Origin of the sequence: Aeromonas sp. QDB34, from assembly GCF_027705405.1 — a bacterium.
Classification (GTDB): Bacteria; Pseudomonadota; Gammaproteobacteria; order Enterobacterales; family Aeromonadaceae; genus Aeromonas; species Aeromonas hydrophila.
The window spans coordinates 23169-36216 of the sequence record NZ_JAPDBT010000020.1; the positions used below are offsets into that span (position 1 = coordinate 23169).

Annotated in this window: 11 protein-coding genes; 6 read left to right on the forward strand and 5 right to left on the reverse strand. The window is 64.0% G+C overall.

Annotated elements, in window-relative coordinates; genetic code table 11:
- The first annotated feature begins 2 nt into the window (after positions 1 to 2).
- From OKC29_RS19085 to OKC29_RS19100, 4 genes are read left to right on the forward strand one after another with little or no spacing between them, the layout of a single operon-like run.
- Complete coding sequence (locus OKC29_RS19085; RefSeq protein WP_005303194.1) at positions 3 to 206, forward strand: transcriptional initiation protein Tat; 204 nt, start codon at positions 3 to 5, stop codon at positions 204 to 206.
- Positions 207 to 229: 23 nt separating this feature from the next.
- Entirely contained in the window at positions 230 to 3118 is a 2889-nt protein-coding gene (locus OKC29_RS19090) for a formate dehydrogenase subunit alpha (RefSeq protein WP_073351137.1), read from the forward strand.
- 4 nt (positions 3119 to 3122) lie between these two features.
- The gene (fdh3B, locus tag OKC29_RS19095) at positions 3123 to 3746 is read left to right on the forward strand and encodes a formate dehydrogenase FDH3 subunit beta (RefSeq protein WP_011706855.1); all 624 of its coding nucleotides are present in this window, start codon (positions 3123 to 3125) and stop codon (positions 3744 to 3746) included.
- Positions 3743 to 4720, forward strand: a complete 978-nt coding sequence (locus OKC29_RS19100; protein ID WP_073351135.1) for a formate dehydrogenase subunit gamma — start codon at positions 3743 to 3745, stop codon at positions 4718 to 4720. The genes fdh3B and OKC29_RS19100 overlap by 4 nt, the downstream gene beginning before the upstream one ends.
- Positions 4721 to 4779: 59 nt before the next feature.
- On the opposite strand, the gene OKC29_RS19105 is transcribed toward OKC29_RS19100, so the two are convergent.
- Positions 4780 to 5910, reverse strand: coding sequence for a hybrid sensor histidine kinase/response regulator (locus tag OKC29_RS19105; protein WP_045789291.1), 1131 nt, complete (start codon positions 5908 to 5910; stop codon positions 4780 to 4782).
- A gap of 240 nt (positions 5911 to 6150) precedes the next feature.
- Here OKC29_RS19105 and OKC29_RS19110 point away from each other — a divergent pair, with 240 nt between their 5' ends.
- The gene (locus OKC29_RS19110) at positions 6151 to 7866 is read left to right on the forward strand and encodes an NAD-dependent malic enzyme (protein ID WP_011706852.1); all 1716 of its coding nucleotides are present in this window, start codon (positions 6151 to 6153) and stop codon (positions 7864 to 7866) included.
- Between the two features lie 71 nt (positions 7867 to 7937).
- Here the strand turns inward: OKC29_RS19110 and OKC29_RS19115 are convergent, their stop codons facing one another.
- The gene (locus OKC29_RS19115) at positions 7938 to 8279 is read right to left on the reverse strand and encodes an RT0821/Lpp0805 family surface protein (protein WP_073351133.1); all 342 of its coding nucleotides are present in this window, start codon (positions 8277 to 8279) and stop codon (positions 7938 to 7940) included.
- Entirely contained in the window at positions 8276 to 9382 is a 1107-nt protein-coding gene (locus OKC29_RS19120; RefSeq protein ID WP_073351131.1) for a hypothetical protein, read from the reverse strand. The genes OKC29_RS19115 and OKC29_RS19120 overlap by 4 nt, the downstream gene beginning before the upstream one ends.
- A 305-nt stretch (positions 9383 to 9687) precedes the next feature.
- Between OKC29_RS19120 and OKC29_RS19125 the strand changes: the two genes are divergently transcribed.
- A complete protein-coding gene (locus OKC29_RS19125) occupies positions 9688 to 10926 on the forward strand; it encodes a uracil-xanthine permease family protein (RefSeq protein ID WP_049047388.1) in 1239 nt (412 codons plus the stop codon).
- Between the two features lie 86 nt (positions 10927 to 11012).
- Here the strand turns inward: OKC29_RS19125 and pgl are convergent, their stop codons facing one another.
- A complete protein-coding gene (gene pgl, locus OKC29_RS19130; protein ID WP_073351127.1) occupies positions 11013 to 12020 on the reverse strand; it encodes a 6-phosphogluconolactonase in 1008 nt (335 codons plus the stop codon).
- 64 nt (positions 12021 to 12084) lie between these two features.
- Positions 12085 to 12918: a hypothetical protein gene (locus OKC29_RS19135; protein ID WP_049047386.1), complete on the reverse strand. Its 834-nt coding sequence runs from the start codon at positions 12916 to 12918 to the stop codon at positions 12085 to 12087.
- Between the last annotated feature and the right edge of the window lie 130 nt (positions 12919 to 13048).

A 13048-nucleotide genomic window follows, 5' to 3' on the forward strand; every position in this document is an offset into this window, starting at 1 on the left:
AGATGAGCGATGAACAGCTGAAAGACCCGTCCCGCCGCAATCTGATCAAGGGGGTGGGGGTGGTTGCCACCATAGGCGTGCTGGCCGGTGCCACCGGCCGGGTGGTGGGCAAGGAGGTACTGACCCACGACACCGAGCCCGACAAGGGCTATCGGGAGACCCCCCATGTTCACGACTTTTATCGCACCCTGCGCGGCACCGACTGAGCCGACTCAGTGAAGGAGAACTCATGAAACTGACGAAACGTGCCGAGCAGCCCCAGGCGGGCGAGCAGGGCAGCTTGCAAAGCAATGGGGCCGCTCGCGGTCAGGGGCTGACCCGTCGCGCCTTTATGGTCAACTCAGGTCTGGTGGCCGGTGGTGCCGTGGCGGCCGGCTGGCTGGCCCCTGCCATGATGCAACGGGCCGAGGCCAAAACCGTGGCGGCTGACGTGCCGGTCGAGGTAAAGCGCACCATCTGCTCCCACTGCTCGGTGGGCTGCGGCGTCTATGCCGAGGTGCAAAACGGCGTCTGGACCGGTCAGGAGCCCGCTTTCGATCACCCCTTCAACTTGGGCGGTCACTGCGCCAAGGGGGCGGCCCTGCGCGAGCACGGCCACGGCGAGCGTCGCCTCAAGTACCCGATGAAGCTGGTGGGCGGTAAGTGGCAGCGTCTGAGCTGGGAGCAGGCCATCGAAGAGGTGGGCAATGAAGTGCTGCGCCTTCGCAAGGAGTCCGGCCCCGACAGCGTCTACTGGCTCGGCTCCGCCAAGCACTCCAACGAGCAGGCCTACCTGTTTCGCAAGATGGCGTCCCTGTGGGGCACCAACAACGTGGATCACCAGGCGCGCATCTGCCACTCCACCACGGTGGCTGGTGTCGCCAACACCTGGGGCTACGGCGCCATGACCAACAGCCTGAACGACATGCACAACAGCAAGTCGATCATGTTCATCGGCTCCAACCCGGCGGAGGCCCACCCGGTCGCCATGCAGCACATCCTGCTGGCAAAAGAGCGCAACGGCTGCAAGATCCTGGTGGTCGACCCGCGTCGTACCCGCACCGCTGCCAAGGCGGACATGTACCTCTCCCTGCGTCCGGGCACCGACGTCGCCTTTATCTGGGGCATGCTCTGGCACATCTTCAAGAACGGCTGGGAAGACAAGGAGTTCATCCGCACCCGTGTCTACGGCATGGACGAGGTGCAAAAAGAGGTGGCGCGCTGGACCCCGGCCGAAGTGGAGCGGGTGACCGGTCTCAACGAACAGCAGGTTCATGGCGCCGCCAAGCTGCTGGCCGACAACCGCCCCGGCTGCGTGGTCTGGTGCATGGGTGGCACCCAGCACACCACCGGCAACAACAACACCCGCGCTTACTGCATCCTCGAACTGGCCCTCGGCAACGTGGGCAAGAGCGGGGCAGGCACCAACATCTTCCGTGGTCACGACAACGTGCAGGGTGCCACCGACTTTGGCGTCACCTCCGACTCTCTGCCCGGTTACTACGGGCTGGAAGAGGGCTCATGGAAGCACTGGGCCCGGGTGTGGGACGTCGATTACGAGTGGATCAAGGCACGTTTTGACAACAAGGCCTACAACGGCAAGCTGCCGATGAACAACAATGGTATCCCGGTCTCCCGCTGGGTGGATGGGGTGCTGGAGAACGCCGATCTCATCGAGCAGGGCTCCAATATCCGCGCCATGTTCTACTGGGGCCATGCGGTCAACTCCCAGACCCGCGGCCCCGAGATGAAGAAGGCGATGCAAAAGCTCGACATGATGGTGATTGTCGACCCGTACCCCACGGTCGCTGCCGTCATGAACGATCGTACCGACGGCGTCTACCTGCTGCCGGCCACCACCCAGTTCGAGACCTATGGTTCCGTCACCGCCACCAACCGCTCCATGCAGTGGCGCGACAAGGTGATAGAACCCCTGTTCGAATCCAAGGTCGACCACGAGATCATGTATCTGCTGAGCAAGAAGCTTGGCTTTGCCGATGAGCTGTTCAAGCACATCAAGGTGGAGAACAACGAACCGCTCTTGGAAGACATCACCCGCGAATACAACCGCGGCATGTGGAGCGTGGGCTACACCGGTCAGAGCCCGGAGCGGCTCAAGGCGCACCAGCAGAACTGGCACACCTTCCACAAGACCAATCTCAAGGCCGAGGGCGGCCCGGTCAGTGGCGAAGTGTACGGTCTGCCCTGGCCCTGCTGGGGCACCCCGGAGATGAAGCACCCCGGCAGCCATATCCTCTACGACACCAGCATTCCGGTCTCGGAAGGGGGCGGCGGTTTCCGCGCCCGTTTCGGCATCGAGTACCAGGGCGTCTCGCTGCTCGCCGAAGACTCCTGGCCGAAGGGGAGCGAGGTGGAGGATGGCTATCCCGAGATCACAGCCGACCTGCTGAAACAGCTTGGCTGGTGGGATGAGCTGACCGAGGCCGAGAAGAAAGAGGCCGAGGGCAAGAACTGGAAGACCGATCTCTCTGGCGGCATCCAGCGGGTCGCCATCAAGCACGGCTTCGTGCCCTACGGCAACGCCAAGGCGCGCTGCGTGGTGTGGACCTTCCCGGATCAGGTGCCCAAGCACCGCGAGCCGCTCTACACCCCGCGCCGGGATCTCTTGGCCGACTACGCAACCTGGCCCGATGCCAAGAGCCTGTGGCGCCTGCCGACCCAGTACGCCTCGGTGCAGGAGAAGGATGTCAGCAAGGAGTTCCCGATCATCCTCACTTCCGGCCGTCTGGTGGAGTACGAGGGGGGCGGTGACGAGACCCGCTCCAACCCCTGGCTGGCTGAATTGCAGCAGGAGATGTTCGTCGAGATGAACCCGGCGGATGCCAACGACGTCGGCGTGCGCGACGGTCAGGATGTGTGGGTGGAGGGGCCGGAAGGGGGCAGGGTTAAGGTGAAGGCGCTGGTGACCCCGCGGGTCAAACCTGGGCTAGCCTTTATGCCGTTCCACTTCGGTGGCCACTTCGAGGGCCAGGATCTGCGCGCCAAATATCCGGAAGGGTCAGACCCCTATGTGCTGGGGGAGTCGGTCAACATAGTCACCACCTATGGTTATGACCCGGTCACCCAGATGCAGGAGACCAAGGTCACCCTGTGCCGTTTTCGCCAAGTAGGAGCCTGATCTCATGGCCAGAATGAAATTCATGTGTGACACCAAGCGCTGCATCGAGTGCAACGGCTGTGTGACGGCGTGCAAGAACGAGAACGACGATGCCCTCGAGTGGGGCATCCAGCGCCGCCGGGTGGTAACCCTCAACGACGGCCTGCCGGGTGAGACCTCCATCTCGGTCGCCTGCATGCATTGCACCGACGCCCCCTGCATGGCGGTCTGCCCGGCCGACTGCTTCTATCACACCGACGACGGCATAGTTCTGCACAACAAGGATCTCTGCATCGGTTGCGGCTACTGCCTGTTTGCCTGCCCGTTCGGGGCACCCCAGTTCCCGAAGACCGCCGCCTTTGGCGATCGGGGCAAGATGGACAAGTGCACCTTCTGCGCCGGTGGCCCGGAAGAGGATCACAGCGAGGCGGAGCGTCAGAAGTACGGTGCCAACCGCATCGCCGAGGGCAAGCTGCCCATGTGTGCCGAGCTCTGCTCCACCAAGGCGCTGCTGGCAGGGGATGCGCAGGTCATCTCCGACATCTTCCGAGAGCGGGTCGCCTATCGCGGCGCCAAGGAAGCGGGCTGGGGCAGCGGTGAAGAGCTGTTTTACGACGCCAGCAAGGCGGGCAAGGGAGGGGCGGCATGAAAACCTGGCTAATGGCCCTGTTTGCCGCCCTGCTGCTGGTGAGTACCGCCAGCTTCGCCGACGCCGAAAAAGAGGCGGTCGGTTTTGCTGGCGCCGACTATTGGCGGGCGGTGAAGGACGGGCAGGAGGGGGTGACCACCTCCCGCTCGCCGGAGCACGGGGTGCTCATCTCGGTGCCGGGCCAGCTCTGGTTCGAGGTGAAGACCAAGTGGGTGTCGCCGCTCGGTGCCATCGCCATCTTCGGCTCCTTGGCCATGTGCGGCCTGATGTACTGGGCGGTGGGGCCGACCAAGCTCTCCAAACCGCGCACCGGGCGCAAGCTCAAGCGCTGGAGCCGGCTCGATCGGGCGCTGCACTGGAGCACGGCGGGCATGTTCCTGACCCTGTCCGGGTCGGGGCTGGCCATCATCTACGGCAAGCATTTCATCAAGCCGGTGGTGAGCATCGGGGTGTGGGAGAACTGGATCTGGTTCGCCAAGGTGTTCCACAACTACGTGGGGCCGCTCTTCTTCCTCTGCCTGATGGGAGTGCTCATCAAGTGGTTTCGCCACAACATCGTCAACATGGTGGACGTGCGCTGGTTCATGAAGGCGGGCGGCATGCTGGGGCCCCACAAGGGGAGTCACCCCTCGGCGGGCTTCTCCAACGGCGGCGAGAAGGCGATCTTCTGGCTGCTGATCTGGTTTGGCGGCATCGTGGTGGCGACCGGGCTGTTTCTGGACTTCCCCATCTTCGGCCAGCTGCGCCGCCAGATGGAGTGGGCCAGCTTCATCCACATCGTCGGCGCCCTCATCCTCATCTGCGGTTTCATCTTCCATATCTACATGGGCCTGTTCCAGCTGGAAGGGGCGCTGGAGGGGATGATCAGCGGCGAGGTGGACGAGACCTGGGCCAAGGAGCACCACGACCTCTGGTATGAAGAGGTGAAGCATCAACTCGACCAGCCTGAAACGGGCAAGTCAGGCGGGAGCTGACCGCGACATCAGGATGAAAGAGAAGGGGCGCTGCGGCGCCCCTTTGTTGTGTCTGCCGCTCAGAGCGGCGGCTGCAGCGGCAGCCGGATGCGGTAGCAGAGCCCTTCGCCGGGCGGGCTGGTGACGGCGAGCTGACCGTGCAGGTTGTTTTCCACCAGGTTGTGGATGCGACAGGCGCTCAGCCCGCAGTGGCGGGCGTCACCGCGCAGGGTGGTGAAGAAGGGCTCGAACAGGTGGGCCAGCTGTTCGGCCGCCATGCCGGGGCCGTTGTCCCGGTAGATCAGCAGCAGCTCGCTGCCGGCCCGCTCCACCTGCAGGGAGAGGCAATGCTCCCCCGGCCCCTTGAAGGCGTGCTCCATGCTGTTCTTGATGAGCTCCTGCACCAGGTCGAGAAACAGCGACTCGGGGGCGGTCAGGGTGACCTCCTCGCCGCCCAGATCGGCGTTGACCCTGGCGATGAGAAACTCGGGGGTGAAGGCCTGCAGCAGCTTGCGCAGGCTCTTCTGTACGGCGAAGGGGGTGGCGGGCAGCTCGGTCTGATCCCGGGTCAGCTCCTTGAAGCGGGTCACCAGCAGGGCGACCCGGCGCAGGCTGGACTCCACCAGTTCAGTGCCCTCCTTGATGTCGGTGAGCTGCTGCTGGAGCAGGCGCTGCCCCAGCATGCCGTTTTGCACCGCGCTGGCCAGCAGATCGCCGGCGCCGTGAATGAGGCTGGAGGCGGTGATGCCGATGCCGATGGGGGTGTTGATCTCGTGGGCGATACCGGCGGTGAGCTGAAACAGGCTCTGGTAGAGCTGTACCTTGGCCTGCTGGCGCCCCAGCTCCTTGAGGCGCAGCTGGTTTTGCACCCGGGCCAGCACCTCGAGCTGGTGGAACGGCTTGGAGACATAGTCGCAGCCGCCGGCCTGAAAGGCCTGCTCGAGCGCCCCGATCCCGCTGTTGGTGCTGATGAAGAGCACCGGCAGGCACCACTGGCCCGGCAGCTGCTTGATGCGGCGGCACGCCTCGTAACCGTCCATCACCGGCATGTTGATGTCCATCAGCACCAGGTCGGGGGGAAACTCGGTGGCGGCATCCACCGCCTGCAGGCCGTCGGTGGCCTCCCGCACCCGGTAACCCGCCTCTTCCAGCAGACTGCGCAAGATGTAGCGGTTGGATGCCATGTCATCGACGATCAGGATTTCACTCATCTGTTTGTTCTCTCCTGCCCCCGGGAACCTCTCCCTGCCGGTGGCCTGCTGTTGAGCATAGTTGGCCGCTCTCTGTGGCGCGTGGCCGGTATGAGACCATTGCCCGCCTCGGCGCGGATTTTGGCCGCAGGGTATGCCCAAGCTCACAAAACTAAACAGGCAAACGTCATATGATTGATTTCATTATGAGTCTTGCTCTCCTGCCGAACGGCAATTTCACGTAAATCAAAGAGAATGACTATGGCTACCGGACAATATCTGCTGTGGAAAGATGCACAGGGACAAGATTTTCGCCCCGTTGCACTGACTGGCACCGATCTGCTCAACGATCGCAATCTCAACAAGGGCACCGCCTTTACCGAACAGGAGCGCGCCGACTTCGAGCTCGACGGCCTGTTGCCTCCCCAGGTGCAAACCTTCGAAGCCCAGCTGGATCGGGTCTATCAGGGCTTTCTGAGCGCCTGCAGCGACATCGAGAAGTATCAGAACCTGCGGGCATTGCAGGATCGCAACGAGACCCTGTTCTATGCCCTGCTGGCGCGCCATGTGGAGGAGATGACCCCCATCATCTACACCCCGACCGTGGGCAAGGCGTGTCAGGAGTTCAGCCACCGCTATCAGAAGGCGCGCGGCCTCTACATCACCCCGAAGAACGTCGATGACATGGGCTCCCTGGCCCGTCAGCTGGATGCCAAATCGGTGCGCATCATCGTCGTGACCGACAGTCAGGGGATCCTGGGGATCGGTGACCAGGGGGTGGGCGGCATGGGGATTCCCATCGGCAAGCTCTCCCTCTATACCCTGGCCGCCGGCATTCACCCCGCCTGCTGCCTGCCCATCGCACTCGACGTGGGCACCGACAATCAGGCGCTGCTGGATGATCCCATGTACCTGGGTCAGCCCCACAAGCGCATCCGTGGCAAGGAGTACGACGACTTCATCGACAAGTTCGTGGCCGGGGTCAAGCGCCACTTCCCGAACGCCGTGCTGCAGTGGGAGGACTTCAGCAAGTCCAACGCCTTCAACAATCTCTCCCGCTATCAGCAGTCGCTGCCGTCCTTCAACGACGACATCCAGGGCACAGGTGCCGTGGTGCTGGCGGGCATCATAGGGGCGGTCAAGGTCAAGGGCGAGACCCTGGGCCAGCAGAACTACCTGGTCTATGGCGCCGGTGCCGGCGGGGTCGGGGTGGCGGATCAGATCTGCGCGGGCATGATCCGCGAAGGGCTGGATCCGCAGGCGGCCCGCGATCGCATCTACATCCTGGATACCCAGGGGCTGGTGTGTGACAACCGCGAGGGGCTCGACGAGTACAAGCGCCGCTACGCCAAGCCGGGCCTGCTGCTGGCCGGCTGGGACACCGAGGTGCCCGGCAAGGCCAACCTGACCGACGTGCTGCGCCACGTGCCGATCACGGTGCTGCTGGGCACCAGCGGCTCGGGCGGCGCCTTCAAGGAGGAGCACGTGCAGCTGATGCAAAAACACTGCGCGCGCCCCATGGTGTTCCCGCTCTCCAACCCGACCGCCAACTGCGAGGCGCTGCCGGACGACATCTATCGCTGGAGCAAGGGCAAGGCTATCGTCGCCACCGGCAGCCCGTTCAAGGATGTGCACTACGAAGGGCAGGAGTTCCGGGTCGGCCAGGGCAACAACGTCTTCATCTTCCCGGGGGTGGGTCTGGCGGCCATCGTCAGCCAGATCCGCGAGATCACGCCGGACATCTTCACCACCGCCGCCTTTGCGCTGGCGGAGTGCGTGAGCGAGGTGGACTTGGCCAAGGGGGCCGTCTATCCGCGCATTCGCGAGCTGCGCAACATCTCGGTACACGTGGCGACGGCGGTGCTCAAGGACATAGTGCGGCGGGATCCGTCCCATCCGCTGATCGGGCAGGATCTGCAGCAGCACATCCTCAACCACATGTGGGAGCCGGTCTATCTGCCCTATCGCCGGGTATGATGGCTGCAAGCTTGCACTTGCAATAGAAGAAGGGTGGCCATGGCCACCCTCCTTTTTTGTTACCTGAGCTGTCAGCTGCGCAGCGGCAGCCAGAGCCCCGCCTTGCTGCGGCAGGCGGTGTCCTGCCACTGCTGGCTGGTCTGGCCTATGTAGAGCTGCTCGCGGTAGTCGCGGCACCAGAGGCCGTTGGAGTGACGAAAGGTGCGCAGTGGCGTGACGCTGCCCGAGTGGCGGTTGGCGGAGTTGAACCAGGTGAGGCTCTGGCCCTTGGGACGGGTTTGCAGCGCCTCGGCCAGCGCCTGATTGGCCAGCGCCACGTCCTGCTTGTCCATCTGGTGATAGAGCGGGGCGGCTGGCTGGGTGGCACAGCCGGACAACCACAGCGCCAGGCAGATCAGCAGATAACGGCTCATGGTTGCACCTTGCTGTTGAACCCTTGCTGGATCAGCGCTTGCTCCTGCGCATCAGTCAGGGTCTGGCCGCGATCGTCTATCGTGCCATCGCCCCGGATTTCGTTGCCGCTGGCATCGACGGCATCTATCCCGTTGTCGTCGACCGTGCCATCGCCCCGGATCTCGTTGCCATTGGCGTCGACGGCATCGACCCCGTTGTCATCGAGGCCATTGCCGAAGCCACGCCCACCACCGTGACGATCGCCGCCGGCGTGGCGGTCTCCTCCGCCATGCTGCTCACCACCGGCATGCCGATCACCTCCTGCATGCTGTTCGCCGCCGGCATGTTCCCCACCGCCGTGGTCGTCACCGCCATGGCTGCTGTCGCTGCCGCCATCGTGACTGCTTCCACCACTGCTGCTGCCGCCATCGCTGTCACTGCCTCCACTACTGCTACCGCCTCCGCCGCTGCTTCCTCCTCCACCGTTTCCACTGCCGCCGCCACTGCCATCGCCATCCTTGTTGTGAACGATCAGCCCATTGGCGACATAGCTGTGGCTGCCATCCAGGATCAGGTTGAACAGTGCGGTGGTGGGCGGGGCATCCAGCCAGCAGAGGGACTCCACCAGTAGCGGGGTGGGGTGAGGGGCCAGCGCCAGGTTGCCTGCGCTGCCGTGCTCCGACCAACCCAGCAGATGCATGCCGGTAAAGAGCGGCAACACGGCGAGGGTCGGGTTTTCGGTGCGGGTCATGGCCGGGGCGATGGCCGCCCAGCCGCGGGTGGTCAGCAAGGGGTGTTCGGCGGTGAAGAAGGGGGCCAGCCGGTTGAGCCCGTATAGTCTGCGCTCTCCCAGCGGTACCCGCTCGATCGCCAGGATCCGGTTGCTGTGGCCATATTGATCCCGCACCCGCTCACCGACCTGCAGGGTCTCGATGGGACGCTCCTCCCCATCGGCCATCTGGATGCGGGTGCCGGCCACGAAACAGGACTTGGCATAGGCCTGATTCAGCTGCCATTGATGGTGGCTGAAGTCATAGCTCAGCGGGGTGGCAAACAGGGCCAGGGCGATGGCCGAGCCCACCAGCAGTCGACGCTGGCTGGGCTTGAAAGCGGGCAGTGACATGGGGGACTCCTTGTCCGGCTGGGTTAACGCCATCAAGTATAGAGGGGGCCGGTGGTGGGGCAGGGGCAACACCTGACAACAAAACAGCGTGGAAAAACGATTGGCGTCGGCCATAAAAGTGCGTAAAATCGCTTCCTCGATGCTTGTAGCAACGAATCCCGCCTAAAAAGCCAGTTTCATGCCCTCCCCAAGCAGTAAGAGGCAACAAATGACGCCGAATGGCTCATTCAGTGCCTTGAAAAAGTCTTGTGATAACTGAAAAGTGTCAAATATCCCTGTCAGTTATCAAAAAATTAAGGACATCCATGTTTTCCTTAGTCAAGCAAAGTGTCGCCGGGCTGCAAATCCTGTTTGTCGCCTTCGGTGCCATGGTTCTGGTGCCCCTGCTCACCGGACTGAACCCCTCCATGGCCCTGCTTGGCGCCGGTGTGGGCACCCTGCTGTTCCAGCTCTGCACCCGCCGCCAGGTCCCGATTTTCCTCGGTTCCAGCTTTGCCTTCATCGCCCCCATCATTTACGCCACCCAGACCTGGGGCCTGCCCTCCACCATGTTCGGTCTGTTTGCCGCCGGTTTCATGTACTTCATCCTGGCCGCGCTCATTCGCGTGCGTGGGCTGGGCTTCGTGCACAAGCTGCTGCCGCCGGTGGTGATTGGTCCGGTGATCATGGTGATCGGTCTGTCGGTCGCCCAGGTGGCCTGCAACATGGCGATGGGCCGCGCCGGCGGTGAGCAGGTCGTGCCAGCCTCGGTTGCGCTGACCCTGGCCGGCATCTCGCTGGCGGTGACCCTGATTGCGGCGGTGTTCTGCAAGGGCTGGATCAAGCTCATCCCCATCCTCTCCGGCGTCATCGCCGGTTATGTGGCCGCCGTGCTGATGGGTCAGGTGAGCTTCGATGGCATGGTGAACGCCCCCTGGTTGGCGCTGCCCCACTTCGTGACCCCCGAGATCAACTGGGCTGCGGCGCTGTTCATGCTGCCGGTGGCCATCGCCCCCTGTATCGAGCACATCGGCGGCGTGCTGGCCATCGGTGGCGTGACGGGCAAGGATTACACCAAGAACCCGGGTCTGCACCGTACCCTGGCCGGTGACGGCATCGGCGTCTGCTTCGCCGGGTTTATCGGTGGCCCCCCCGTCACCACCTATGCCGAAGTGACCGGCGCCGTGATGATCACTCGCAACTTCAACCCGGTCACCATGACCTGGGCCGCGGTGTTTGCCATCATTCTGGCCTTCTTCGGCAAGTTCAACGCCCTGCTCACCTCCATCCCGATGCCGGTGATGGGCGGCATCATGCTGCTGCTGTTCGGATCCATCGCTGCCATCGGTCTCAAGACGCTGGTGGAGTCCAAGGTGGATCTGGGGCTGTCGCGCAACATCGCCATCGTGGCCGTGACCCTGACCGTGGGTGTCGGTGCACTGGAGATGAAGATCGGTGACTTCGCCCTGGCGGGCGTGGGTCTGGCCTCGGTGGCCGCCATCCTGCTCAACCTCATCCTGCCCCAGCACTCCGAAGAGGGTGCCATGGAGAGCGCCAAGGATTAAATCCCTGCGTTGACTTGCATTGAGATGATGAAAGAGAGGCCACCCCAGGGTGGCCTCTCTGTTTTGTCGGTGCGAGTGCTCAGAGCTCAGGGCGCCAGCGTCAATACCCGCACCCACATGGCCCCTTCGCCCACCGGCTGGCGTGCCTGCAGGGTGGGGGCGCCGCTGACCGGATCGATGCGGTGCAGCGCCAGCTGGTGGGAGGCTTGCCCCGCCGCCAGCAGCCAGCGGCCCTGCCCGTCGATGGCAAAGCCGCGTGGCATGGTTTCGGTGGGGAAGTGGCCGACCACCCCGAGCTCGCCATCCGGCGCAATGGCGAACTGGGTCAGCAGGCTGCTGGCCCGCTCGCTGCTGTAGAGAAAGCGCCCATCCGGCGTCACGTGCAGATCCGCGCCCCAGTACTCCCCCTGATAACCGGCGGGCAGCATTTCCAGGCTCTGGCACAGTGTGATGTCGCCGTCGGTGCTGCGCCGATAGCGGTTGATGGTGCAGTCGAGCTCGTTCAGGCAGTAGAGGTCGCCATTGCTTGGGTGCAGCGCCAGATGGCGCGGGCCGGCGCGGCTGGCGGTCTGCAGATCCCCCAGCGGATGGGGGCGCAGCCGACCCTCCCGGCAGAGCACAAAGCGGCGGATACGGTCCTCCTTGAGGCAGGCGACCAGCACCTCCTGCTCGCCCTGATTATCTGTGGCCAGCAGGGTGACCGAGTGGGCGGCCTGCAAGCCATCGAGCTGCTGATGGGGCGGCGCTGCCCGACCTGTGCTGCCGATGGCGGAGACGGTGACATGATTGAAGGCATAGGAGGCCGCCAGCAGGAAGCGGCCGTCGGCCGAGATGGCGGTGTGGGAGGCGCTGCCCGCCAGCGGCGCCGAGCTCGGCTCGCTGAGCCGGCCATCCACGCCAATCCGGTAGCTGATGAGCGCAAAATCGGGCCGCACGGCGGCATGGAGCCAGTGCCCGTCCGGGCTGATCACCAGCGGCTGGACCTGGCCCGGGGTGTCGACCACCTGCAATGGCGCGAGCTCTCCGCTCCCGGCCAGGGCGAACACGTGGATCTGCTGGCTGGCGGGGCTCGCCACATAAACGACCTGCTGCATCTGCTCTCTACTCCTTGTCATGGGCAACGGCGGTCATCTTATCCTCTTTCGGGCCCGTTCTGGCCTACTCTTTTGCCCGCCCCGGGCAGACCACCTGACGGGCCTTGAGGTGGTAGAGCTCCACCTGCGGGTGGCTGAAGAAGCCCACTTCCCACGGATTCTTCTGCACGAAGGCGGCGCGGATGGGCTCGAACAGCGGATGATCCTGCGGGATCTGGTAGGCATCGGCGGCGATGATGGTGTAGTTCCACTCGATGGCGCGGGTGTAGGTGAACACTGCCCGCGAGTCGATGGCGAAGTGGCAGCGGCCGTCGCGCTTGAGCAGCTGCGACTTGAAGGTCTCGGGGAAGGTGATGAAGAAGATGTCGTCCTCATCGGAGGAGAGAAACGCCAGCACAGTGGTGTGTGGCTGGGACTGGGCCCGGGTCACCAGCACCCCGATCTTGTTCTCCACTTCGCGCAGGTCAGGCACCGGCAGGCCGGTGAGCGGGGTGACCGGCAGCTCGCGAGCGGAGCGTTCATCGGCCGGATGTTGATAGTCCGGCCGGGCGAAGCCATAGACCACCCGGTTGCCGTACCAGAGCTCGAACTGCAGCGGGGTGACTTGCACCTTGTCCGGGGCGGTGCGTGTTATTACCCCCTTGTAGGAGACGCGGTAGACGCTCAAGGAGGCATCGTACTCGTCGACCCCGGTGCGGTTGTCCAGATGCAGGGTGATCTTCTCCCCCACCGCCAGCTGGTGCCCCTTGGGGAAGCTCAGCAGCAGCTCGTCGCCGGCCTGGATCTCGACCCCGCAGATGTAGACGCCGGTCTCCTTGCTGGCGGGGTCGACATAGGTGGCAGCCACCCCGAGCAGGGGGGAGCCGAGAAAAGAGAGCAGAGAGGGTTGGGAACTCATTGGCGCACCTTGGCAAATGTGGGGGTTGGCCCCTCAGTGTATCGCGGCCGGCCCGGATTGGCAGACCCCCTCACTGGGGGAGGTAAGCGCTTCAGGCTAGCGGCAAACGGCGTCCCATTCTGGCCAGCGT